This window comes from Paenibacillus sepulcri, from assembly GCF_042647105.1.
Taxonomy (GTDB): domain Bacteria; phylum Bacillota; class Bacilli; order Paenibacillales; family Paenibacillaceae; genus Paenibacillus_Z; species Paenibacillus_Z sepulcri.
Genome location: NZ_JBHRUP010000001.1, coordinates 5,904,790 through 5,928,529 on the forward strand (window position 1 = coordinate 5,904,790; position 23,740 = coordinate 5,928,529).

The 23,740-nt window shown below is 49.6% G+C and carries 21 protein-coding genes; 16 read left to right on the forward strand and 5 right to left on the reverse strand.

Going from position 1 to position 23,740, the window contains the following annotated elements; genetic code table 11:
* Positions 1-351 precede the first annotated feature (351 nt).
* On the forward strand, positions 352-999 hold the full coding sequence (locus ACFOLF_RS25845) for a nitroreductase family protein (RefSeq protein ID WP_210044123.1): 648 nt from the start codon (positions 352-354) through the stop codon (positions 997-999).
* Positions 1,000-1,319: 320 nt separating this feature from the next.
* Here ACFOLF_RS25845 and ACFOLF_RS25850 read toward each other — a convergent pair whose 3' ends face one another.
* Complete coding sequence (locus ACFOLF_RS25850) at positions 1,320-1,667, reverse strand: c-type cytochrome (RefSeq protein WP_379113399.1); 348 nt, start codon at positions 1,665-1,667, stop codon at positions 1,320-1,322.
* Positions 1,668-1,960: 293 nt separating this feature from the next.
* Here ACFOLF_RS25850 and ACFOLF_RS25855 point away from each other — a divergent pair, with 293 nt between their 5' ends.
* The 4 genes from ACFOLF_RS25855 (at position 1,961) to ACFOLF_RS25870 (ending at position 5,815) form a co-directional block, all read left to right on the forward strand.
* Complete coding sequence (locus ACFOLF_RS25855) at positions 1,961-2,752, forward strand: AraC family transcriptional regulator (RefSeq protein ID WP_379113411.1); 792 nt, start codon at positions 1,961-1,963, stop codon at positions 2,750-2,752.
* Position 2,753: 1 nt separating this feature from the next.
* A complete protein-coding gene (mutY, locus tag ACFOLF_RS25860; protein ID WP_210044126.1) occupies positions 2,754-4,211 on the forward strand; it encodes an A/G-specific adenine glycosylase in 1,458 nt (485 codons plus the stop codon).
* A gap of 72 nt (positions 4,212-4,283) precedes the next feature.
* Positions 4,284-4,916, forward strand: a complete 633-nt coding sequence (locus ACFOLF_RS25865) for a bifunctional 4-hydroxy-2-oxoglutarate aldolase/2-dehydro-3-deoxy-phosphogluconate aldolase (protein WP_210044127.1) — start codon at positions 4,284-4,286, stop codon at positions 4,914-4,916.
* An 11-nt stretch (positions 4,917-4,927) separates the two neighbouring features.
* On the forward strand, positions 4,928-5,815 hold the full coding sequence (locus ACFOLF_RS25870; RefSeq protein WP_210044128.1) for an alpha/beta hydrolase: 888 nt from the start codon (positions 4,928-4,930) through the stop codon (positions 5,813-5,815).
* 923 nt (positions 5,816-6,738) lie between these two features.
* On the opposite strand, the gene ACFOLF_RS25875 is transcribed toward ACFOLF_RS25870, so the two are convergent.
* Positions 6,739-7,344, reverse strand: a complete 606-nt coding sequence (locus ACFOLF_RS25875) for a TetR/AcrR family transcriptional regulator (protein WP_210044129.1) — start codon at positions 7,342-7,344, stop codon at positions 6,739-6,741.
* Between the two features lie 207 nt (positions 7,345-7,551).
* Here ACFOLF_RS25875 and ACFOLF_RS25880 point away from each other — a divergent pair, with 207 nt between their 5' ends.
* From ACFOLF_RS25880 to ACFOLF_RS25900, 5 genes are all read left to right on the forward strand, one after another.
* Positions 7,552-8,703: a Gfo/Idh/MocA family protein gene (locus ACFOLF_RS25880; RefSeq protein ID WP_210044130.1), complete on the forward strand. Its 1,152-nt coding sequence runs from the start codon at positions 7,552-7,554 to the stop codon at positions 8,701-8,703.
* Between the two features lie 43 nt (positions 8,704-8,746).
* Positions 8,747-9,499 (forward strand): DsbA family oxidoreductase, encoded by a 753-nt coding sequence (locus tag ACFOLF_RS25885; RefSeq protein ID WP_210044131.1) that lies wholly within the window; start codon positions 8,747-8,749, stop codon positions 9,497-9,499.
* 27 nt (positions 9,500-9,526) lie between these two features.
* A complete protein-coding gene (locus tag ACFOLF_RS25890) occupies positions 9,527-10,936 on the forward strand; it encodes an MFS transporter (protein WP_210044132.1) in 1,410 nt (469 codons plus the stop codon).
* 33 nt (positions 10,937-10,969) lie between these two features.
* The gene (locus ACFOLF_RS25895) at positions 10,970-11,632 is read left to right on the forward strand and encodes an NAD(P)H-dependent oxidoreductase (protein WP_210044133.1); all 663 of its coding nucleotides are present in this window, start codon (positions 10,970-10,972) and stop codon (positions 11,630-11,632) included.
* A gap of 143 nt (positions 11,633-11,775) precedes the next feature.
* A complete protein-coding gene (locus ACFOLF_RS25900) occupies positions 11,776-12,375 on the forward strand; it encodes a nuclear transport factor 2 family protein (RefSeq protein WP_210044134.1) in 600 nt (199 codons plus the stop codon).
* A 772-nt stretch (positions 12,376-13,147) separates the two neighbouring features.
* On the opposite strand, the gene ACFOLF_RS25905 is transcribed toward ACFOLF_RS25900, so the two are convergent.
* The 3 genes from ACFOLF_RS25905 to ACFOLF_RS25915 form a co-directional block, all read right to left on the reverse strand.
* Positions 13,148-13,465, reverse strand: coding sequence for a hypothetical protein (locus tag ACFOLF_RS25905; RefSeq protein WP_210044135.1), 318 nt, complete (start codon positions 13,463-13,465; stop codon positions 13,148-13,150).
* Positions 13,465-14,292, reverse strand: a complete 828-nt coding sequence (locus tag ACFOLF_RS25910; protein ID WP_210044136.1) for a right-handed parallel beta-helix repeat-containing protein — start codon at positions 14,290-14,292, stop codon at positions 13,465-13,467. Before ACFOLF_RS25910 ends, ACFOLF_RS25905 begins: the two co-directional genes overlap by 1 nt.
* Before the next feature lie 108 nt (positions 14,293-14,400).
* Positions 14,401-14,838, reverse strand: a complete 438-nt coding sequence (locus ACFOLF_RS25915; RefSeq protein ID WP_210044137.1) for a hypothetical protein — start codon at positions 14,836-14,838, stop codon at positions 14,401-14,403.
* 527 nt (positions 14,839-15,365) lie between these two features.
* Here ACFOLF_RS25915 and ACFOLF_RS25920 point away from each other — a divergent pair.
* The 6 genes from ACFOLF_RS25920 (at position 15,366) to ACFOLF_RS25945 (ending at position 23,734) form a co-directional block, all read left to right on the forward strand.
* Positions 15,366-16,526, forward strand: coding sequence for a serine hydrolase domain-containing protein (locus ACFOLF_RS25920; RefSeq protein WP_210044138.1), 1,161 nt, complete (start codon positions 15,366-15,368; stop codon positions 16,524-16,526).
* Between the two features lie 408 nt (positions 16,527-16,934).
* On the forward strand, positions 16,935-18,656 hold the full coding sequence (locus ACFOLF_RS25925; RefSeq protein ID WP_210044139.1) for a sensor histidine kinase: 1,722 nt from the start codon (positions 16,935-16,937) through the stop codon (positions 18,654-18,656).
* An 18-nt stretch (positions 18,657-18,674) separates the two neighbouring features.
* The gene (locus ACFOLF_RS25930; protein ID WP_210044140.1) at positions 18,675-19,973 is read left to right on the forward strand and encodes a response regulator transcription factor; all 1,299 of its coding nucleotides are present in this window, start codon (positions 18,675-18,677) and stop codon (positions 19,971-19,973) included.
* A 104-nt stretch (positions 19,974-20,077) separates the two neighbouring features.
* On the forward strand, positions 20,078-21,802 hold the full coding sequence (locus ACFOLF_RS25935; protein WP_210044141.1) for an extracellular solute-binding protein: 1,725 nt from the start codon (positions 20,078-20,080) through the stop codon (positions 21,800-21,802).
* 74 nt (positions 21,803-21,876) lie between these two features.
* Positions 21,877-22,827, forward strand: a complete 951-nt coding sequence (locus tag ACFOLF_RS25940; RefSeq protein ID WP_210044142.1) for an ABC transporter permease — start codon at positions 21,877-21,879, stop codon at positions 22,825-22,827.
* 16 nt (positions 22,828-22,843) lie between these two features.
* Positions 22,844-23,734 (forward strand): carbohydrate ABC transporter permease, encoded by an 891-nt coding sequence (locus ACFOLF_RS25945; protein ID WP_210044143.1) that lies wholly within the window; start codon positions 22,844-22,846, stop codon positions 23,732-23,734.
* Positions 23,735-23,740: the final 6 nt, after the last annotated feature.

Below are 23,740 nucleotides of genomic sequence, written 5' to 3' on the forward strand. Positions count from 1 at the left end.
AGCGTCGTGAGAAGGATGGGACTGCAGCGTACTGCATTGAAGATGTATGAATAGGCGATGATAACAGAAATTAAGGGCAGATGATTAATAATGATCCGGCCAGGAGGCCAGATTGACCGGCACATCGGCGAGATGGCTCCGCTTGCTGCCTGACGCTTCCGAAATGCAATTTACTGTGTCTCTACAATTCAACGGTTGACATTGGAGAGCGCAGGAATTAATATACCTTTAGGTACAAAACAATGTTCAACAATTTTTGCAAGGAATTTACCAGTGGCTCTACTGGGAAGTAAAGCCTTGTTTTAATGGCTTGACGAATTTATTAGTTCCATCATAGGAGGAGTTCAAAAAATGGAGACAAGCATATTCAAAGAGACTGATTTTTTCACCGTTATTCGCGATCGGCACGCGGTGCGCAAATATGATCCCAACGTGAAGATTCCCGTACAGGAGCTGAAAGAGATGCTGTCGCAGGCTACTCTCGCTCCTTCCGGAGCCAATGTGCAGCCTTGGAGATTTCTGGTCATTGACGATCCGGCTCTGAAAGAGAAGCTGCTGCCGGTTGCCTTTAATCAGGAGCAGACGGTGACTTCTGCCGCGATGGTTGTCGTATTGGCAGACCTGGAAGCCTATAAAGAAGTGGATAAAATTTATTCGCAGGCGGTCGAGGCCGGATACATGACGGGCGAGACGAAAGACCAGCTCGTCACAAACCTGACAAACCATTACACGAAATCCAGCCCTGACAAGACGAAAAGCGCTTTTCTCATTGATGCGGGCCTTGTCTCCATGCAGCTTATGCTTGTGGCAAAAGCGCATGGCTACGATACGGTACCAATGGCCGGTTATAACGCCCAGCAGCTCAAAGAATTGTTCGATATACCGGACCGCTATACCGATGTTATGCTGATTGCGGTCGGCAAAGCGCTTGAGCCCGCTCATCCGACTGTCCGCCTGCCTGTCGAAGACGTGACGTTCTGGAATGGTATCAGCAAATAATATCTCATCACCAGCTTGAAACTGTACTCCAATTGAAGGACATGTTTGAAATATAATGATCCGAAAACAGGCACCGGCGTTATCGCGCGCTGCCTGTTTTTCTTTTGTTTCAGGCGCTTTTCCGCATTTTCCCAAAGCGCCTGCCTCAGCTTGACTTCCTGAAGTCTGAAGCGTATGTTTATAATTCACGCCAAAATATAAAAAAAGAACCCTATCATCCGGTTGAAAGCGGATAGGGGTACTGTTGATCCTTTCGGATAGGTCAGTATGAAGAGCCTGCGCCAGTTGAGCGGGTTCTTTTTATATTAGAGGATAAATTGTCATTTCTTGCCGCTGAGCCAGCTTGCCAGCCCTTCGATCTCTTCGGCCGTCAGCCGCGACTCGAATGCAGGCATGCTCTCGCCGCCTTTTCTAATTTGCCGGGCGATTTGTTCCTTGGATAACCGCTTGCCTACATGCTGAAGATTCGTTTCAGGGCCCATTTTACCCTGGAGCTCCGAGCCATGACAGGATATACAGGCGGAGCGGGCGATTTGCACAACCTCGGCCGGGCCTTCCAGCGCGTTTGACGGACTTCCGCAGGCGCTTAGCAGCAAAATAGCCAGAATGGACAGAAGCAGGGATAGCAGCGGGCGCAAAGATGCCTGCCGATAGGATGGTATGATCACAAAGTCCTCCATTGTTCACCTTATAGAATCGTACTATGCCGCCAAAGGACAGTGCAGCCGTGTCTCCTGACTTTAGAACTAATCTTTCAGGGTATTTTCTCCAGTATAGGACGTTTGGGCAAACCTTTGCAAACCTGACATGCCCGGTCGTATCCTTTTAACCTTTTTGTACGTATAATGTTAGTTGGAGTGAATGAAAGTTTTCATTATTATGATGATTGGAGCAGAAAATGAAGCCTACCTACATGACGATCATCCGAAACTATTTTCACCATTTCCATGCTGATGTGGCAATGGCATCATTCTCATATACAAGACCGGGCTTGAGGGTGCAGAGCCTTCCCGAGTTTTATCGCTTATGGTACATAAAAGAAGGACAAGGGGTCCTTTATATGAACGGGCACCGCTATGAAGTACAAACAGGGCAGCTGTATCTGCTGCCGCCGGGATCCCAGATCGTTTTTGGCAGCGAGACTTTGCCTGCCATCGGCATCTACTGGTGCCACTTTCGCGCATCAATGGGAGATATGCAGCTGTTTGAGCTGCTCCAGCTCCCATTTTGCGTTAAACCCGTACATGGAGATCATATCATCGATTGCTTCGAAAGCCTCATCCATGCTTTTCACTCGACATCTTTGTCCAGTGATTTGAGGGTGAAGGCGGGCATGCTTGAGGTTATTGCTTATTATCTCGATTATTGCGGACAGCAGGAGGAGATTATGCAGCGAATCGATTCGCTCGAAGTGATCGATCGTGTGTTAGAATATATTGATGAGCACCTGGATGGCAATATTGGTGTGGACGAGCTGGCGAAGCTGGCTTTTTTGCACCCGAACTACTTTATCAGTTTTTTCAAAAGTGCAGTCGGTTTTTCGCCTATTCAGTATGTCAACAGAAGACGCCTGGAGGAAGCCAGACGGCTTCTGGAACAAACGGACCGCGCTGTGAATGAGGTTGCCGGGCAGGTGGGGCTGCAAAATCATTATTTGTCCCGGCTGTTCAAGCAGCATATCGGATTGTCTCCGACACAGTACAGGCGCGTTCACCGCGAATCGCATCTCTTGCTCGAGGAAGGTGACCACTAAGATGGATAGGGAAGCAGCAGATTATTTCAGCCGCGAGCTGCTCGGCTGGTACCGTGAGAATAAACGTGTCCTGCCATGGAGGATCAATCGTGATCCCTACAGGATCTGGGTATCCGAAGTGATGCTGCAGCAGACCCGGGTGGATACGGTCATTCCTTATTATGAACGTTTCATGGAGAAATTCCCTACGGCGGCTGCGCTTGCGCAGGCCCCCGAGGAGGAAGTGCTGAAGTGCTGGGAAGGGCTTGGCTATTATTCGCGTGCCCGCAACCTGCAGGCTGGAGCAAGCGAGGTGCTCACCCGGCACGGAGGCATAGTTCCGGATAACAAGGATGCCGTTTCGTCACTGCGGGGAGTAGGTCCTTACACGGCTGGCGCCATTATGAGCATTGCCTTCAACCGGCCGGAGCCGGCTGTGGACGGCAACGTCATGCGTGTGCTGTCGCGGTATTTCTGCCTGGAGGACAATATTGCCAAGCCCTCGACGAGGATCAAAATCGAGAAGCTTGCTAAGTCGCTCATTCCTGAGGGAGCGGCCGGCGATTTCAATCAGGCGCTCATGGAGCTTGGAGCGCTTGTCTGTACTCCCAAATCACCGGGCTGTCTGACCTGCCCGGTGATGGCGCACTGCGAGGGAAGGATGGCAGGGAAGGAGCATACGCTGCCGATCAAGACGAAGGCCAAGCCGCCGCGGCCGGAAATGCGGCTTGCCGCACTTGTTGTTGGCAGCGGCGAGCATGCCGGCAAGATACTGGTGCGTCAGCGACAGGGCAGCGGCCTGCTGGCCCGGATGTGGGAGCTGCCGCATGTATTGGGGCCCCAGCAGCCGCCAGGCGGCGAAGCGAGGCCCAGAGGCCGCGGGCGGAAAGCCGCCGCGGCTGGTGGCACTGCAGTTATCGGCAGCGGTGAAGCGCTGCTGATGCAGAGTGCAGCCGCAGCCGGAACAGATGGCGGCCTGCTTTCCCTGAAGAGCGCTGCGGAGCCGGATCTCATTCCGGATTCCGGGGTCGGACCTCGCGGCCCCGCTGCCAGCAGCGGCCTAGCAGGCAGGGCCAATACACACGCCATCCACGCGGATATGCTGTGCCGTGAGCTGTTTGCCCAGGATGGGCTGCTTGTCCGCCCGGCCGGCTGGTGGGGCGAGGCGGAGCATGTGTTCAGCCATATCGTTTGGGATGTGCAGGTGTACCGCGCGGAATTCGGGTATTGGCTTGCCAATGAAGCGGCGCTTGAAAAACCGGATCATTCGGGAGGAACGTTATTCGGGAGCGGAGGCGATCAGAATTTCCTCGCGGCTGAGTCGGATGCATCTTACACGACAAAGGGGAAACCGCGGAAGGAACCAAACGGCGGACTGCCTCCACACTACCGCTGGATCGGGCCGGAAGATATGCGCGAGCTGGCTTTTCCCAATGTTTTTCTGCGCCTGCTTCGGGATTATTGGGAAACCACCGATTGAATCTTGTACAGGATATCTTTTACAATAGAATAAGGCGCCAAAACAGCTATTAATGGAAATGGGGAATTTTGAATGAGCCAAATGTTGGATGTGCTGATCCGGGAGAAAATTGTGGCGATCTTCCGCAACATTGAGGACAAGTATGCCGACCAGGCAGCCGAGGCGCTGCTGGACGGCGGGATAACCCTGATGGAAATAACGATGAATACGCAGGGCGCTGCTGGGATGATCAGCCGATGGCGCGATAAATACGGGAACAGGGCGGGGATCGGCGCAGGAACGGTGCTTGATCTGACGATGGCGAAGGAAGCCGTCGCTGCAGGCGCCCAGTTTCTGATTTCTCCCAATCTGGATGAAGCGGTTGTCGATTACGGAACGAAGAACGGCATTTCCGTATGGCCAGGCGTTATGACGCCAACTGAGATTGTAAGGGCATGGAAAGCGGGAGCGGAAGCGGTGAAGATCTTTCCAATGGGTACGCTTGGATGGAAGTATTTGGCGGAAATCAAAGCGCCTCTGGATAAAATACCGATGATGGCCACCGGCGGCGTCGATCTGGACAATATTCAAGACTACTTCAAAGCAGGCGCCTGTTCCGTGGGAATGGGCAGCAAACTGGTAAATATGGAATGGGTGAGAGAAGGACGTTTTGATTTGCTGACCGAGCGGGCCCGTAAATTCGCGGATGCGGTCAAATCGCTGTAGGCGGTGTGAAGATGAGGATAGCTTTGATTATAAGCGCGGCGCTTGTCGCGCTTCTTTTGTGGTTGATCTGGATTATCGCAGCCAAAGCCCAGCAGCCGAGGAGAATGGCCAATCCTGCTGTTCCGGTCGGGCGCTACCGGTCATTAACATTCAACAGCGGAGGAATTGCGCTTCAGGCATGGCTCTTGTTTCCGGACAATGAGATGCAGTTCCGGGATTCCAGCCTGCTGCCGCTGGTTATTGTGGCGCATGGCTGGGGCTCTAATCGTTCGCGTGTGTTGAGATATACGCAGCCGCTGCTTGATGAGGGGCTCGCCGTTCTGCTGTATGATGCGCGAAGCCATGGGGACAGCGGAGCCATCAAAGCCCCTTCGGCGCTGATGTTTCGGGACGATATTCAAGCCGCGGTATTAGCTGCCCGCAAGCTGCCGGATATTGATCCGCAGCGGATAGCCGTTCTGGGCCATTCGCTCGGCGGCTTCGGCACGCTGCTCGCGCTGGGTGCGGGACTTCCTGTGCGGGCGGTTGTTACCGATTCGATGCCTACCCGCTTCGAGACCATGCTGAAGGCGGATTTGAAGCGGAAGAAGCTGCCGTTCTTCCCGCTTGGTTACTTCATTCCGGCGATTTGGCTGCTGCGTGCCGGGATCTCTCGTGCCGAATACAAGGCGGCACAAATTCCTTACGCGCTGGCGGCGAACGAAGCTGGTGCCGGGGTGCCGGTGTTGATGATTCATTCGAAGGGAGACAGCTTCATCCCGGCGGATGATCTGCGGATACTTGCGGAGCAGTGGCCGGTTGATGCCTTTTATGTGGAGGGAAGCGGGCACAGCCAGTCCGAGCAGGACCCGCGGTTTTGGAGCAAAGTGATTCCATTTCTTAAGGAGAATCTCTTATAACAAAAAAAGAGGCCTGCGGCAATATCCGCAGGCGCAAGAGAGAATATATAATAAAGGGGGGTCATGTCTCTATTATAGGCAAATAAGATGAAAAGAACATGAAGGAAACATTACAATTATATTACAAAAACATCCGGGTTCTGGAGCAGATAGAGAGCGACAGGTTCCGGATTAAAAAACATCCGGGTTCTGAGCAGATAGAAAGCGACAGGTTCCGGATTACAAAAACATCCGGGTTCTGGAGCAGATAGAAAGCGACAGGTTCCGGATTACAAAAACATCCGGGTTCTGGAGCAGATAGAGAGCGACAGGTTCCGGATTACAAAAACATCCGGGTTCTGGAGCAGATAGAAAGCGACAGGTTCCGGATTACAAAAACATCCGGGTTCTGGAGCAGTTAGAGAGCGACAGGTTCCGGATTAAAAAACATCCGGGTTCTGAGCAGATAGAAAGCGACAGGTTCCGGATTACAAAAACATCCGGGTTCTGGAGCAGATAGAAAGCGACAGGTTCCGGATTACAAAAACATCCGGGTTCTGGAGCAGTTAGAGAGCGACAGGTTCCGGATTAAAAAACATCCGGGTTCTGAGCAGATAGAAAGCGACAGGTTCCGGATTAAAAAACATCCGGGTTCTGGAGCAGATAGAGAGCGACTGATGAGGAAAATAAAGTTTTTTAATTGAAAATAAAGTTCTTTAGCGTAAAATAAAGTTCTTTAGTACTTATCCTGTTCAAATCGCTTCCGTGAATGAATTCGCTCCCAAGGCGGAAACAACTCATGCGTAGGCAGCAACCATTATTTATCGTTTATGTATTGAATCAATAAAGGCTATGGCATCAAACAATGTTAGGAGCCGCCACCTGAACAGCCGCTTACTTTGCGTAGGCGGCTGTTTTTTGCGTTTCGAATGCGATATCGTTCATCACTTGTGGAATAGCGGCTCGATGAACACGTGAAAGAGTTTGTTTTTAATCTCTTCTGTTGAATAACCGCGATGCTGCCTTTGGAAAATATAAACGTCCGGACGCAGCGTCGCCATGATGGCATCCGCCATGAAAACAGCAACGAGGGCGAGCTTCTCGTTATTCGTCGCGACTTCGTTCAATAATCGGACGATAACGGAATGAATGGACTCATAATGCTCCGAATAGAAAGGGACGTTTTGCTGCTCATCGCCGCCACTGTTCGCCTGAATGGCCGCCAGAACGGGAGAATGCGTCTCAAGCGATTCCAAATGATACAGAAGCACGGTTTCCAAACGATCTTTAATCGGGCTTGAGGTATGATCGCCTAAAAACGATTGGATCCGATCGTAGTTCTGGATGCAGCTTTCGCCGATGAGATCCCAGCACAATTCCCCTTTGTTCGTATAGCTTCGGTAAAGAGTACCTTGGCCGACTCCGGCTTCCCGTGCGATCTGACGCATGCTGACATGCTCGACCCCATATTCGGCGAACAAAGCGGCTGCCTTTTCTAAAATGATTTGTCTGCGTTCTTGCGCGTCTTTGCGAAGGTTTCTTTCCAACATTAGATTTCCCCCGTTTCCTAAGCATTATCCAGTTGACAACCGGACTGCGGTCCGGTTATATTGTATAGCAAGCGGACCGCGGTCCACTAACGAACTCGAATAACTCTTATTAGAACATATCTTATCCATCTTGTATAGGCGGATGAATATTGCAGGGAATAAAGTCCGAGGTCCGCGATCGCCAATTAGATTAGAGGAGGAAGTAAAATGTCAAATCGACAACAGCAAGCTAACCATAAGAAAATTGGTGTAGGTGTTATCGGTGCAAGTACGTCTAGCCCTGGGTGGGCCGTCGCGGCGCACATCCCGGCGGTTCAAGCGCTGCCGGACTTTGAACTGGTCGCGCTGAGCACGAGCAACCGTGAATCTGCGGATGCAGCCGCCAAAGCGTTCGATGTTCCCGGATTCGATAATTACCAGGATCTGATTAATTATCCTGAAGTAGACCTTGTCGTAATCGCAATTAACGTGCAATACCATTACGATATCGCTCGTGCTGCGATCGAAGCGGGCAAAATGGTATATAGCGAATGGCCACTCGGCATGTCCACGGAACAAGCGCAAGACTTGGCGGACCGTGCCAAGGAGGCGGGCGTTCGAACGTTTATCGGACTGCAGGCGCGTTATTCTCCGGCGATCCAACACGCTCGTGATTTGATCGTTCAAGGTTATATTGGCGATGTGCTTGCGACTACGCTATCCGGAACGGCTTTGATCTGGGGTCCCGTCACGATCCGGAAATTCGCTTATACGTACGATGTGAACTCCGGCGCGACCATGTTGGCGTCCGCAGGACTTCACGCCATCGACGGACTGAATTACGTACTCGGCGATTATGATAATGTGTCCGCGAAGCTGGAAGTTCGTCACCCCGAAGCTCAAATCGCAGACGATGGGACGACAATCAAAGTGACGGCTCCGGATCACATGGCCGTTATCGGCACACTTGAGAGCGGCGTGTTGGCGACGACCTTATACCGCAGCGGGACATCGCGAGACTTCGATTTGCGTTGGGAGATCATTGGTACGAATGGCGAGCTCGTCATCACCGCCGATTTTAACGGCAATATGCAAAATACCGAACTGAAATTGAGAGGCGGTAAAGGCGAGGACAAGACGCTCAGCGATATCGTCATTCCAAGCCAATTCACCGAAGATATCAAAGCGATTCCCGAAGGACCGGCAAGGGCAAGCAATATCGGAAAATTTTATGCAAGCTTGGCTAGAGATCTTCGCGAAGGCACGAATGAAACGCCGGACTTCGCACATGCCGTCAAACGCCACCAGCTGTACGACACGATCATGACGGCCTCACGTACCGGAGTCGCGCAACAAGTAAACCACACGAACACGCACTAAAAAATAACGGTTATGATGCGACCGGAGAGGATAGGGGAGGGGAATGTTCCACGTTCCTCCTCATCCGGCATGCATCCAGAAATCAGGAGAAAATAAGACGGAAATCGTGTGTCCATACTGTTGTATCGGAAAGCGGAAGTTTGAAGAAGGGTTAAAGAAGTTCGAGCATCGCGATTCGGTGGATATCGTGTACCGCAGCTTTGAACTTGATCCTCACATGGCAATTAACGTAAACGACGATATTTATGGGCTATCGGCCAAGAAATTTAGATCGATGAGAGCACATATGAAAGCTGTACATGACGATATCACAAAGCGAGCAGAACTTGACGGCCTTACATTCCATTATGATACTGCGATACACACGAACACGTTTAACGCGCAACGTCTACTGCATTATTCGGTGCAATTCGGAAAAACGAACGAATTGTTGGAACGGTTGTACAAAGCCTGTTTTACCGATTCCTTGCATATCGGGGACGTGAATACGCTTGTGGCGATTGCCCTAGAAGTCGGACTGGACGTCGCGGAGACGAAGGCGATGCTGGAAAGCGAGCAATACGCCGCCGAGGTAAGAGCGGACGAGCTTAAAGCACAAAAGTTAGGCATTCGAGGCGTCCCTTATTTCGTAATCAACGGAAAATACGCCACCTCCGGCGCGCAGAAGAAGGAAGTATTCACCGAGGCTCTAGAGCAAGCTTGGGCGGAAGAGCATTCCATCGTTCAATTTCGTTCCACAGTAGGGGATAAGGAAGCGCCGGCCTGCTTAGACGGTTCATGCGCAGTGGAGCACTGAGACTTAAACAAAATGGGGGTTAATTACGTGAGCGATCGGATTTCCAAAGCGAATATGTTGTTATTGATATTAGTTTGTTTCGCGCAATTTCTAGAAGTCATGAATTCTTCCACAGTGACTGTGGCAATACCGTCGATTCAATCGGCGCTTCATATGGATGCGAATAATTTACAGTGGATCGTAACGTCTTATGTCCTCACTTTCGCTTGTTTTCTGCTCATTGGCGGACGCGCAAGCGACTTGATCGGGAGGAAACGCGTGTTGACGCTCGGTTTAGCGATTTTTGCGGCGGCATCGCTTGCCGGCGGCTTCGCGATGAATCCGGTTTGGCTCATCGCGAGCAGGGCGATACAAGGGATCGGCGCAGCGCTATCCATTCCTGCGGCAATGTCGCTGATCAGTACGTCAATTCCCGAAGGCGCGCAACGGAATAAAGCTTTTGCCATCTTCGGTGCGTTAGGCTCGGGCGGTTTCGCGGCGGGTTCGATCGTCGGCGGGCTGCTGACGGACTCGGTCGGCTGGCGATCGTTGTTTTTCTTAAACGTTCCGCTCGGGATTGCGATCATTATCGGATTAGTATTTGTTAAAGAACGGCCGATGGAGCAAAAGAACAAGCCATCCATTGATTTGCCCGGCGCGATTGCCGTGCTGTTAGGCATATTCGTTCTGGTGTACGGGTTGTCCATGCCCGATGTGGATGGCAGCTGGTCGACCGCGAAAATCGCAACCTTGATCGCCGGAGCGCTTATTCTGGTCGGATTCGTCTTCATTGAGAAATATGCCATAAACCCGCTCATGCCGCTCCGATTGTTTCGTATCGGTTCGCTCGTATCATCGAATATTATCGGATTCTTGATGTATTCCTTCATGACCGCATTTATTTACTTTTCAACTTTGTATTTTCATGCGCTTGGCTATTCTTCATTAGTAACGGGCTTGGCTTTTCTGCCGCTCGGATTATCGTCCGTTCTAGCCACCCAAATCACGCCTTACTTCATGCGTAAATTCGGAGCGAAAATGTTATTGATCGTTTCGCAACTCATTAATGCGCTCGGCTTATTCTGGTTGAGCACGATGTCCATGGACAGCGTTTATGCCGCGTTTACTTTTCCGGTTTTCATTCTGTTGGGTCTGTCGACGGCAGCCGGATTTACGGCCATCATCGTAGGTTCCGTACGGGATGTACGACTTGAGGAGCATGGCGTCGCCGGCGGCATTGTGAATACGTTCCTGCAACTCGGAGGCAGTCTCGGATTATCCATTCTGGCAACGGTCGCGAGCTCGGTGACCGCCTCGGCAACCGATCCGTCGTCCAACGAAGCCATGCTTTCGGGATTCCACAACGCATTAGCCGTTGGTGGCAGCTTCGCGTTATTCGCTTTGCTCCTGGCCTTAATCAGCATGAGAAAGAAAAAAGCAACGGTGCAGCACACCTAGATCAATCTTTCGTCACCCCAAGGAGGAACCGACATGAATACGAACACGACAAAAAAAGAAGTGCTGGATGCTTATCATTTCAGACATGCGGCGAAAACATTCGACCCGACCAAAAAAATACCCGAAGAAGATTTTCGGTTTATTTTGGAAACGGGAAGATTATCGCCTAGTTCCAACGGGCTTGAGGCATGGAAATTTCTGGTCGTTCAAAATCCGGAACTTCGGGAAGAACTGCGGCCGTTCGCTTACGGCGCGTACAATCAACTGCCTACCGCGAGTCATATGGTCGTTATTCTTGCCCGTAAAGGACTTGTCCCGGAATCCCCTTATATTTTTGACCAACTGACAAAAGTTAAAAAATATCCCGCTGAAAAGGTGCGAAACAACGTAGGGGCATGGCATGATTTCTTCGATTCGTTCCATCTCGATAACGAACAAGCGAGAACGGCTTGGGCTGCCAAACAGACGTATATCGCACTAGGGAATATGATGACTTCCGCGGCGATGATCGGAGTCGACTCTTGTGCCATCGAAGGCTTTTTACCCGATAGGATCAACGAAATTTTCGCAAAACAGGGATTGCTCGGAGACGACGAGTACGAAGTAAGCGTCATGGTCGCTTTCGGTTATCGGGCGAAAGAACCGCACGATAAAACGAGAAGAACGATGGAGCAAGTATCCGAGTGGATTCTTTAACGTCCGTATAGTCGAGGTTGATTTATTATTGAGCGAAATAAGCCGAGATATTTCCTATTCCGGGCTTGATCTTGCCTGGAAGGAATTTCGGCTTCGTAGCGAAATGGCAGGCATTACCATAAACAAACAAAGGACGTGACGATATGTTGAAGAGTAAAAAGCTTCAAATAAGTTTGATTTTGGGGTTAGTTATTCTAACGATTATTATTTCGGGATGCTCGGATCAAAATATTGAGGCACAACAAACAACCCAGGACCCGCAAGCTGCTCAAATTACTGAACTTGAACAAAGATATCAAAACTTGGAAGACGTTGAAGAGATCAAAAAATTGAAAGCTCGCTATTTCCGTTTTATCGATGAAAAAAAATGGTCGGATTTTGCAGAGCTTTTTACTTCTGATGCCCATATTGAAATCGACGGCAATGTATTTAACGGCGGGGAAGCATTCGCCAAAGGGGCGGGGAGTGTCATCGGTGCTGCGCCTACGGTTCACCACGGACATATGCCCGAGATAGATATAATCGATCAGGAGAACGCGAAGGGCATTTGGGCAATGGAGGATATGTTGACCTATCCTGACGCAAAGGACGCTCCACCGGGGCATGACGGGTATGGTTCATATAGCGAAACATATAAGCGCGTGGATGGCGTCTGGAAAATTAGCAGCGTGGTTCTAACCCGATTCCGTATGGATCCTCTCGCAAACTGGAATCCTGGTACAGATCCTGTAACTGGGAAGTAACTGGCTTTTGACTACTAATATTGATAAAAATGAAAAAGTTACCCCTATGGACGCGATGGAGCTCCAAGGGACTTACAATATGAGCAATATTTGCTTTTTCGGTAAAAACCATCGTCGTACGAAGATGGTTTTGTATGATAACAATTGGCAAATCAGTTGAAACAAGGCTACCGGCAGTGGAAATGGGATGAAATTCTTGTCATTTCTGACATCAAGTTTTTTGGGCGAAACTATCAATTGGTTCTGTGTTTCTAATAGGAATAGTTTTGAAAGTGATTCGTGGTCTAAGGAATTACTACAGGACAGTATAAACTTGATTCTGATATACAAGAAAAAAGTGCTTAACTTTGCTTATGCAAGGTTGGGCACTTTTTTAATTGTTTCTTGGTTTCTAAGAAGACCAGTTCCTTATTTCCATTAAACAATTTTATTTTCCCTCACCAGCTACAGGTTCCGGATTACAAAAACATCCGGCAGCGCCGGGCAACTTCCGGACGGTGCAGGTCGGCGTGAATGACATTGCCCTCTCGTGGGATACGGTTACTTCGGCTACGTAATATAATCTGGCGAGAAACAACGAAGAGATCTTCAGGGGCGACCCGACGGCCAGTTACCACGATTGGGGACTGGAGTCGGGGATGTTCTACCGATACGAACTATTCACGGCGAACGGGACCGGACGAAGGGAATCCGCAGCACTGAACAGACTCATCACGCTCCAGAAACCCATTCGCTCGGTGTGAAGTGGGACATGTTCTTGTCATTCCGACAACTAACCGCTTTTATAAATATCGGAAATAAAGGATAATCCGGCTACGTTAGGAAAGGACATATATTGATCATAATTAATGACGGTGAAGGAGACGATTATTTTATACAGGCCAGCTGGCAATAGGCCGGTAGTGATAGAATAACAGCGAATAATTTGCCAATTAAAAGGAGGCTCAAGGATAACGGGCGTTGGATCCATGCTTCCATCCAGCAGCAATTGACCTAGTGGCGGGGTTGTTACGATCGTATTCGTAGTCGCATTGACCAAATCAATCTGCGCTTCCATTGCATTATCGGCAAATGCAGTTAAACTGATCATTAATTGTCCGTCTTCGGCAACCGTGAAGGGGGCCGTGGCCGCAGCGAAACCGAATACTGTCTATGTGCCGTCGTTGAATTCCAGATTGGTACCGGATCGGGAACAGTTCCGAACGCGGGATTATTGTCATTAACGAATTTCTGTAAGCGAGGCCACGTATAGTATTGAGGAACCTGGACGGCAAGCGTGCCTATCCCGGTAGTGGCGGCGGCCACTGCCGCAAAACGATCCGATGCCACGAATACATTCGTCGTAGTGCTGACTAGTCTTTGCACGGGAATTAACGGTGATGGCGCAATAAGCGGATCCTCGGTCAAGAATGGCATATATATGGTTACATTATCCGGGTCGATGATGGCTTGACCCGTTCCCGGACCACCGCCGTTAACCGATGGACCACTTGGATCTCCCCACCAATTATTCGTTGCATCCAGTTTTAAATTAGGCAAGGTTTGATTATAGCTTCCGGCTTCCACGTTTAATCCAGCTAGCAGATTGCCCATGATGCTATTGTGCTTGATTCGGACGTTGGAGTTCGGAGTAACGACAAACTCCAACCGGACTTCTATGCCACTGTCTCCATTTTCGCTCAAAATATTGTTCACAACCGTAATACGGTCATTACCACCCGCTAAAATGATCCCGAACAAATTATTGCTAATCGTATTTTCCAGAAAACAAACATTTTCGGCTGTTAGCACATATATCCCGCCATCAAAGGTGATTGCATTGTTGGAAACGAGTACGTTAAATACGGGAAAAGACGCCCCAATAAGAAGCATCGCAGCGTTTTGGTGATTCGTGAATTTATTGTTATCAATGTGCATTAGACAATCCGGAATCCGTATAAATGGCGGTGCCGCTCGACGATCCTGGTTGATTGTTATCTGTGATGAAGTTTTGGCGGACAAGGCTTTCAATCGTTCCGGTCGAGTTCATATTGATTCCGATGACATTATTGCGAATAATATTATTGAAAAGCCAGAATCCCGCAGAAGTATTCGTTGTCGATATGCCCGGTCCAACTGAGTTGTCTTGAATCGTAAGCCGTCGATTACGATCGCCTCGGCAGTCAGGACGAATGTGCCATTGGCAATATTCCCTTGTACGATCGACTCTTGATCAGAACTGCCGGATCGTGTTCGGGCATCTACGCCGTATTGGGCGCCATGCAACTGCATAGGTCTTAGGACGTTAATTAGCGGCTCATTATATAAACCGGCTGCGACCTGTACGGTTCCTTGCGTTGCCACCGCATTAACGCCTTCTTGAATCGTAGCAAATGCATTGGTTCCAATAATCATTCCTGGACCAACGACGGTACCGGCAGGCAATCCAGCCCAGCTGCTATTGACGTACACAACCTCTGGCATTTGCTATTCTCTCCTTGAATTTGATTTCTTTTCGAATGGATAAATTATTCAAAAGTTTCCATTTACGAATAAGCTTGAAGCAGACGATTACGCATCTGAATTTATTATTAAATTCATGCCATTTCACGAACACTAGATTTACACCAATAAATAGTTATATATCATATGACGGCGAATAACATTTGAATGGGTTTATCTACCTTGAGCGTTGAATTGCTGAAATTGAATTTCAATGCTGTACAGTACGTCTTTACAAGGGCATGGGACTGTTCCTCGCTGGCTCGGGCCGCAGGACATGACACAGCTTATCGTCCTCCGCGCCATCCAGGGGATCGGGCTTCTTGATGGGGATGGGCATGTTCGGCGCAATCACCTGCATTCCGCTGTTCTCGCAAGCCGTTTTGGGTTCTGGAGTTTCTTTATTACTTCTAATTAGTGGTATATTTATTTAGAAGCGGATTAATAGACTTAGATCCGGGAGCAACCTGCAAATAACCCATTTGGAGTTGGTGGAAGGAGGAGTAAAAATGAACTTTTCGAAACTGGAGGATTATCTGGATCGTTTTTACATGGAGAAAAACATTCCCGGCGTAGGTTTTGCAATGTATTACAAGCACAAGCCTGTCTTTGAGCACTATGCAGGATTTTCCGATGTAGAGAATCAAATCAAATTCGGACCCGATACGATTTTCAGGCTCTATTCAGCGACCAAAGTCATAACCTGTACGGCGCTCCTGCAATTGTTCGAGGCTGGAACGTTTAAGCTCAGCGATCCGCTATATGCGTATATTCCCGAGTACAGGAACATGACCGTCCGGCACATTCTGAAGGATGGGTCGGAGGAGGTGCGTCCTGCGCAGAACAACATCACTATTGAGCATCTGTTTAGCATGACGGCAGGTCTTGATAAACGGGATACCGGGGAGACCCGAAAAGTTATCGAGGAATCAAAAGGCGAGGGCAAAACGCTGGATGTTATCAAGGCGCTTGCCAAAGAACCGCTGATCTTCGAGCCGGGTACACATTTCAAATACAGTGCCTGCCATGATGTATTGGGTGCGCTTATCGAGGTGCTGTCGGGCAAGACCTTCGGGGCCTATCTCAAGGAGAATATTTTTGACAGGATCGGTATGAGTGAGACTTCTTTTGCTCTGAAGGACGAGAAGCGCTTCTGTAAGCTTTACAATAACTTCAATGGAAAGACGCATACTGCAAAGAGTATAGGGGAGACATTTGTTCTCCAACCAGGCAGGGCTTATGAGAGCGGCGGCGGCGGACTCTACTCTACCGTAGCCGATTACATCTTGTTTGCCGAGGCGTTGTGCAATTATGGCTTGGCGTCAAACGGCGAGCGCATCCTAAGAAAAGAGACAGTCAATGAGATGAGGACAAAGCGCTTATGCCAAGAGGCGCAGCAGGATTTCGCCAAATTCGGCGGAGTGAGCAAGAACGGCTACAGTTATGGTCTTGGCGTACGGACGCTGGTGGATAGGGAGGAAAACAACTCTTTGAGCCAAAATGGCGAATTCGGCTGGGACGGCGCCCGCGGGTGCTATGTTGTCATTGATCCGGAGGCAGAAGTGGCATTGTTCTATGCACAGCAAGAGGGAGGCTCTCCATGGTATCGCTGGCACGGGACGATACGAAATTACGCCTATGCCAGCGTCTGGGGAGATAAACCACTATAATATTGGTTATGAAAGCGATTAACCAGTGCAGCAAGATGAGCAAAAGATCCCGTCAAATACAATATTACATAAAACAGGCTGGTGCCCTTGACCGGGAGCCTTGGCTGCCTGTGGAAGCCATTAGGCAAATCTATCAAGGAATCTAACAAACAGGAAAAAAACTGAAAGAGGGCGTATCCAGATATGCGCTCTTTTTTAGCGCAGTTTAATAGATTTATGGAATTTATTTACATCAACATCAACCTCTCGTCTACTTCCATTTTATATAGTTTTGGAGTTTACGCCAATGATTTTACACACGCATTTCTATCTTTCCAGGCAGAGGAGCTCTAGCAGGGGGCTGTGTTTTTCGGTAACTTATGGCTTAATAAGGGAGGGAATATTTTAGTATAAGGAAGGAGATGGCCTTTGAAAATAGTCGGCTTTTGGCGAAGATCGATATTTATACGGCTTGTCCTTACCTTTCTGATCGTTATGGTACCGCTGTACGGAATCGGCATCAGTATGTACAAATGGGGCGTGACCGCGATCAAAAGGGAAATTCTCAATACAAAGGCAGCCCAGATGTCCTACTATCTGGATAAACTCGAAAAGGAGATTCAGGGACTCAAGCTGGTACAGTCTGATACGCTTTACAATGACGATATTAACCGGCTGGCCAATAGTGTTCCGTTCATGGACAATTACGAACGCGGTTATTATTTAAACAAGCTTCAACAGAGGCTGAGTGCGATTAAAAACGGCAGTAATTACATTGAAAATGTAATCGCCTACATACCATCCATAGGGCGGACAATTCCTGCAGAAGGCAGTATAGAAGATTTGCAGGAAACGGATTTGAAATGGATGACGTTCTTCGACAACTCGACTCCTTCGCAGTTGATTTATAGCGATGAGCAGCTGCTTCTTAACGCTTTTTTTCCGCCGAACTACATCAAGAAAAGCCCTCAGCCTTTATATGCTGTGCAGATCAAGCTATCCCTCCCTCGGCTCAAGGAGTCTCTGCAGCAATTCAACCTGAACGAGAATAGCGGTTCATTCCTTATGGATGCCCGCAAGCATTTGCTGATTTCAGACAATAGGGCAACGCCAACCCAGGAACGTATCCGCGTGCTGGTAGGCATTTCCGACAGCGGCAGCGGTTCAATTACGATTACAGATGAGCGTTACCTTTATATTTACCGCACTTCATCTTATATGGGTCTTACACTGGTCAGCTATATTCCGGAAAGCTCTCTGTTTGCCGGGCTGGGAAAATACGAATTCTCGTTCTGGCTGCTTTCTGTAGCGGTACTATTGATCATCATTCTTTTTTCGCTGACGATTCTCCGCTTTATCAGGATGCCGCTGCATACTCTGATCAGAGGGTTTAAACGGCTTGAAAACGGAGACATGGATTTCTCGATCGGTCATCGCTATGAAGACGAGTTTGGTTTTCTCTATGACAGATTCAATTCTATGCTCGGGCGGTTGCGATCGCTGATCGACCAGAACTATAAGCAGACCATCATGGTGCAGCGGGCGGAGCTGAAGCAGCTGCAAGCCCAGATAAACCCGCATTTTCTCTATAACAGTTTTTTTATCCTTTACACGATGACCAGGCGGGGCGAATATGAGCAATTAATGAAATTTCAACTTCAGCTGGGGGAGTATTTCCAATTTGTAACCCGAAATGCTTCGGATGAGGTAACTCTCGAGCAGGAAGTCAACCACGCGCGAACTTATTGCGATATACAGTCGATGCGATTCTCCAACAGAATTCGGGTGGAGTTCGGCGAGCTGCCGCCGGTCTATGCAAACGTAATTGTGCCGCGGTTAATTCTGCAGCCCATTATTGAGAACGCTTTCGAGCATGGATTGGAGAATCTGGAAGAGAACGGTCTGCTGAGAGTCCGGTTCCTTCCGGAGAAAGACGGGTTGCTCATTGAGGCAGCGAACAACGGAGCGCCGATGACAGACGAACAGCTCCGCAAATTCGAGTCCGATATAGAATCGAACGAACACGCGGAAGTCACAGGCTTGAGCAATATACACCGGCGGATCAGGCTGCTTCTCGGGAACGGGTGCGGTCTCAGCATTGCAAGCGGCGAGTTCGGTGTCGTGGTAACGATCCGGCTGGCAACAATCTGAACAAGAAGGGGGATTCCGATGTATACGCTTTTGATAGTCGATGATGAACCGATTATCGCCGACGGCTTGTATGAAGATTTCAAAGATTGCGGTGAATGGGAAATGGATGTGCATCGCGTCTATTCCGGGAAGGGAGCGCTCGAGCTATTGGGCCGGATGAAAGTCGATATTATCATTTCGGATATTCGTATGCCTGGTCTGGATGGAATCGGATTGCTTCATCATGTTAGAAGCAATTGGCCATCCTGCCGTGTGATCTTTTTAACCGGTTATAAGGAGTTTGACTACGCGCATCGCGCCATGGAGAACGGTGCAGTCCGATATATTCTGAAAACGGAAGGGTATGGCAAGGTAAGGGAGGCCGCCCGGCAGATCATAGCGGAGATTGAGCGGTCGCTTCGTGCCGAAGCGCTGATTGCCGAGGCGGAAGAAAGGCTTCAGGTATTGAACGAGATGATGCTGCAGGACATGCTGGCAGCCGCGCTGTGCGGAGAGATGGAGGCCGGTTCCGCCATTGCCGAAGAGCTGATGCGGATCGGCTTGCCTCTCAATCCCTTCAAGCCGGTCTGGATGGCTGTCTGCCGATTCGACACGCCATTCCCGCCGGTACCGTCAGGATATATGGCCAGGAAGGCATCAGTCGAAACGATCCGTCTGATTGCCGAGCAGTATTTTTCGCCACTTGTGGAGAGTGTCATGACCGCTTCCGGTTCGAATCTGATGGCATGGCTCCTGCAGGCGAAAAATACAAGCAACGGGTCTGAATTCTCCGGCCATCGGGATGAGCAAATCGGACTGTTCATCCGCGAAACGCTCGAAACCATCCAGAGGGCAGCAAAGGAAACGACGGAGCGGACGGTTTCGTTTGCGGTCTGCACGGAGACTATTGAATGGGAGCGGATTGCGGAAGCGTATCAATCGCTCGCGCTTCTTCTTGATTACCGGTTGGGTGCAGGTACGGAGATGCTTCGTACCGATAAGCAGGAGACCCGCTCCCAGGATATCGTTACCAAGGTCAAAGTCTATATTGACGCGCATCTTCACGAGGATATTTCTCTTGTTAGGCTTGCGGATCTGGTTCATTTCAATCCGACCTATCTGTCCCGCTTCTTTAAACAACAAACCGGTCTTAACCTTTCCGAATTCATCCAGACTGTCCGCTTAGACCGGGCCAAGCAGCTGCTGGCCGATTCCGAGAACCGCATCCACGACATAGCAGCATCGCTCGGTTATGGTTCCGCTTCGAACTTTGCCCGTTCCTTCAAGAAGTTGACGGGTCTCGCCCCACAGGATTACAGAGATGCATTTTGCAGGTAAACAAATGAATGGGGCGTAAAGAAATGATGATATGAAAACGCTTTAATCTTTTCTATAATGAAAACACGGTGGCCACTGTAAATAATGATTAAAGGGGAACGAGCATGGAAAAGAAATCTTCATACACAAAAATTTTCCTGATTGCTGTCTTTACGGCTGCAATTCTGGTTCTTACGGCCTGCGGAGATAACGCGACAACGAACAAAGAAAGCGATGATTCACCGCAAGCAAGCAATACATCGAACGACAACACGGGGGAAGCAGCCGTCTCTAATGCGGAAGACGCGAAGGGAATATACAGCCCTCCGATTACCGTTACATCGGTTATGGGCTTAAGCGATCAGGTCCAGAAAGCCGTCGCCATCAAGCCGGATGTTGCAAGCGACAACATATGGACCCGAGGCTATGAGAAGGAATTGGGAATCAAGGTTAACTACCTCTGGACGGTACCCGGGGCACAGATGGAACAAAAAATGAACGTGGCGATTTCTGCAAATGATTTGCCGGACATCATCCCTGCCAACTCACGTCAATTCAAGATGCTGGTTGATACGGGTGTGGCCATGGATATTACGAAACTGTTTGATCAGTACGCCTCCGATTTTACAAAGGAAATGATGGAAGCCGACAAGCAAATCGGTTTAAATCAGGCTACTGTGGAAGGCAAACTGATGGGTCTCCCGCAGCTGAATGGGGCTATTGATGCAGCATCGATGATTTGGATCCGGACGGATTGGCTGAAAAATCTCGGTCTGGAGCCTCCAAAGACAATGGACGATGTAATGAAAATCGCGGAGGCGTTCACTAAAAACGATCCGGACCAGAACGGAGTCAATGATACCTACGGACTTGGGCTCGTGAAGGACTTGATGGGCGGTTTTGCCGGGCTTGACGGTTTCTTCGAGGGCTATCACGGTTACATTAACGGGTGGATAGATGACGGAACGGGCAATCTTGTCTTTGGGGGGATACAGCCGCAAATCAAGAGCGCACTCGCCAAGGTGGCGGAACTGTATAAGAACGGATATATCGACAAGGAATTTTCCGTCAAAGACACCGCAAAGGTCGCAGAGTCGGTAACGGCTGGCAAAGTCGGAATGCAATTCGGCCAGCATTTCAACCCGTTCTACCCGCTGCAGGATGCGAAGAACAAGGACCCGAAAGCGGATTGGCAGGCGTTCCCGGTTGTCTCTGCAGACAGTGAGCCCGCTAAGCCGATGATTAACGGCTCTGCAGGCACGTTCTACGTCGTCAATAAGAATATGAAAAATCCGGAAGCAGCGATCAAGCTTTACAATTATTTCTATGCCAAAGACCCGGCGATCAGCCCGGAATTCGATCCCGCTTATCACGGCAAGAACGGCGAGCTCGAAAAAGCGCCGGATCAAAGCTTTCAATTGGCCACTATGTCGACGTTCTACCCGCAGCAGAACCTGTTCATCCATCAGAGCGTGAACAAGTATTTCAAGGAAAAGGATCAATCGGTCTTGGAGAATTACTGGGTCAAGGATAACGTGGAACAGATCGAGAAGTACAAGGCTGGCGATAATAAGCTCTGGAGCGCCTACGCTTGGGCGGGCCCCGACAACAGCGCATTCAACGTGATCGACTACTACGACAAGAATAATCTGTTTTTGCAAAACGGCTACATCAAAACCGATACGGACTCGACTACTCAAAAGGGAGCGACGCTTAAGCAGATGCGCGACGAGACGTTCACAAAAATCATTATGGGAACGGCGCCCGTCGATGAATTCGACGCTTACGTGATGAAATGGAAGAAGCTCGGCGGGGACGACATTACCAAAGAAGTCAACGCAGCCAAGTAAGGTCAACGAAGCCGGTTGGGTGGATGAATTCGATCCTTCAACCGGCTACAAATAGAACGGGGAGTGTAAAGGGAATGGCGATTAGACAAACCGCGGCTCAAATCGGCGGATATACCAAACGTGCGCGTGCCGCAGCGAAATTCAGGCAGCAGATTCCAATGCATCTCATGCTGCTCCCATGCATTCTGCTGGTCGCGGTCTTCAGCTACTATCCGATGGTTGGCATACTGATCGCATTTCAAAACTACAATCCGACGAAAGGGTTCTTCAATTCGAAGTTCGTCGGCCTCGAGAATTTTAACTATGTTTATGCGATGCCGGAGACGATGCAGGTGCTCTGGAATACGATCTTTATCGCGCTGCTAAAGATCATTTTCGGGCTGCTCGTACCCGTCATATTTGCGATATTGCTTGATATGGTCCGCCGCAGCTTCGTGAAGCGATCCATTCAGACGCTGATTTATATTCCGCACTTTTTGTCCTGGGTCATTCTGTCGGGCATCCTGGTTGACATTTTGTCCCCGACTGACGGCATCATCAGCTTCATGCTGAAAGGAATGGGGATCGAACCTGTTTTTTTCCTGGCAAACGAGAAAATATTCCCTTATATCCTGGTCGTTACCGATGTTTGGAAGGAGTTCGGCTACGGGACGATTATTTATCTGGCGGCGATCACTTCCATTAACACCTCGCTCTACGAGGCTGCCGTCATGGACGGCGCCAGCCGTTTCCGCCAAGTGCTGCATGTCACCATTCCGGGTATTATGCCCATTGTTGTGCTGATGGCGACGCTCAGTCTCGGCAACGTGCTGAACGCAGGCTTCGAGCAAGTGTTCAATCTGTACAGCCCCGTCGTATACAAGACCGGCGACATCCTGGATACATTCGTTTACCGGATCGGATTGCTGAACAGCCAATATGGCGTTGCTACCGCGGTCGGGCTGTTCAAATCAGTCGTTTCGTTTGTTTTCATCGTCGCGGGCTACAAGCTTGCCTCCAAATTCGCAGGCTATCGCATTTTCTGACAAAGGAGCGTGCAGCATGCATCACCAAACGTTCGGCAGCAAAGTATTCGAAGGCGTAAATTATCTACTCCTTGCTGCCAGTGCGCTGCTATGTATTTTTCCGATTATCCACGTGTTGGCCGTGTCCTTCAGCAGCAGTACCGCAGCTGCTGCCGGGGAGGTGACGCTATGGCCAGTCGACATTAACCTAAGCTCTTATAAATATGCGCTTAATAATCCGCAGTTTCTCACCTCCTTCCTTGTAACGCTGGAGCGTGTGGCGCTCGGCATTTCTGTCAATATGCTGTTGACTATTTTCGCGGCCTATCCTTTGTCCAAGGAACGCGGTGATCTGTATGGGCGGAATGTTTATTCGTGGTACCTGTTTATCACGATCATTTTCAGCGGCGGACTCATTCCCTGGTATATGACGGTTAAGCAGCTTGGCCTGCTGGACTCGGTGTGGGCGCTGATTCTGCCGGGTGCGGTCCCTGTATTCAACGTCATCATTTTGCTTAACTTTTTCCGCCAGCTCCCGAAGGAGATCGGCGAATCGGCCTTCATCGACGGCGCGGGTCATTGGACCATTCTAAGTCGAATTTATTTGCCGCTTTCGAAGCCGGCTCTTGCGACATTAGTGCTCTTTACCTGTGTAGGGCACTGGAACTCCTGGTTTGACGGGCTGATACTGATGAGCTCGCCGGATCATTATCCACTGCAATCCTATCTGCAGACGATCATCGTCAACCGCGATATGTCCCTGTTTACGACCGCCTCGCAGGAGGAACTCAAGACGTTGTCCCAGGTGTCCGACCGCACATTGAAATCGGCGCAGATTTTTATCGCGGCCGCCCCGATTCTGGCCGTGTATCCGTTTCTTCAGAAGTATTTTATGAAAGGTATTGTACTCGGCAGCGTGAAGGGTTGATGCCAG

Excerpts from the sequence above, each read along its gene's own strand:
- ACFOLF_RS25875 (WP_210044129.1), bottom strand. The coding sequence starts at position 7,344 with ATGTTGGAAAGAAACCTTCGCAAAGACGCGCAAGAACGCAGACAAATC.
- ACFOLF_RS25945 (WP_210044143.1), top strand. The coding sequence starts at position 22,844 with ATGCATCACCAAACGTTCGGCAGCAAAGTATTCGAAGGCGTAAATTAT.
- ACFOLF_RS25855 (WP_379113411.1), top strand. The coding sequence starts at position 1,961 with ATGGCATCATTCTCATATACAAGACCGGGCTTGAGGGTGCAGAGCCTT.
- ACFOLF_RS25940 (WP_210044142.1), top strand. The coding sequence starts at position 21,877 with ATGGCGATTAGACAAACCGCGGCTCAAATCGGCGGATATACCAAACGT.
- ACFOLF_RS25930 (WP_210044140.1), top strand. The coding sequence starts at position 18,675 with ATGTATACGCTTTTGATAGTCGATGATGAACCGATTATCGCCGACGGC.
- ACFOLF_RS25910 (WP_210044136.1), bottom strand. The coding sequence starts at position 14,292 with ATGCACATTGATAACAATAAATTCACGAATCACCAAAACGCTGCGATG.
- ACFOLF_RS25900 (WP_210044134.1), top strand. The coding sequence starts at position 11,776 with ATGTTGAAGAGTAAAAAGCTTCAAATAAGTTTGATTTTGGGGTTAGTT.
- ACFOLF_RS25870 (WP_210044128.1), top strand. The coding sequence starts at position 4,928 with ATGAGGATAGCTTTGATTATAAGCGCGGCGCTTGTCGCGCTTCTTTTG.
- ACFOLF_RS25885 (WP_210044131.1), top strand. The coding sequence starts at position 8,747 with ATGTTCCACGTTCCTCCTCATCCGGCATGCATCCAGAAATCAGGAGAA.
- ACFOLF_RS25915 (WP_210044137.1), bottom strand. The coding sequence starts at position 14,838 with ATGCCAGAGGTTGTGTACGTCAATAGCAGCTGGGCTGGATTGCCTGCC.
- ACFOLF_RS25845 (WP_210044123.1), top strand. The coding sequence starts at position 352 with ATGGAGACAAGCATATTCAAAGAGACTGATTTTTTCACCGTTATTCGC.
- ACFOLF_RS25895 (WP_210044133.1), top strand. The coding sequence starts at position 10,970 with ATGAATACGAACACGACAAAAAAAGAAGTGCTGGATGCTTATCATTTC.
- ACFOLF_RS25920 (WP_210044138.1), top strand. The coding sequence starts at position 15,366 with ATGAACTTTTCGAAACTGGAGGATTATCTGGATCGTTTTTACATGGAG.
- ACFOLF_RS25880 (WP_210044130.1), top strand. The coding sequence starts at position 7,552 with ATGTCAAATCGACAACAGCAAGCTAACCATAAGAAAATTGGTGTAGGT.
- ACFOLF_RS25905 (WP_210044135.1), bottom strand. The coding sequence starts at position 13,465 with ATGATCAGTTTAACTGCATTTGCCGATAATGCAATGGAAGCGCAGATT.
- ACFOLF_RS25935 (WP_210044141.1), top strand. The coding sequence starts at position 20,078 with ATGGAAAAGAAATCTTCATACACAAAAATTTTCCTGATTGCTGTCTTT.
- mutY (WP_210044126.1), top strand. The coding sequence starts at position 2,754 with ATGGATAGGGAAGCAGCAGATTATTTCAGCCGCGAGCTGCTCGGCTGG.
- ACFOLF_RS25865 (WP_210044127.1), top strand. The coding sequence starts at position 4,284 with ATGAGCCAAATGTTGGATGTGCTGATCCGGGAGAAAATTGTGGCGATC.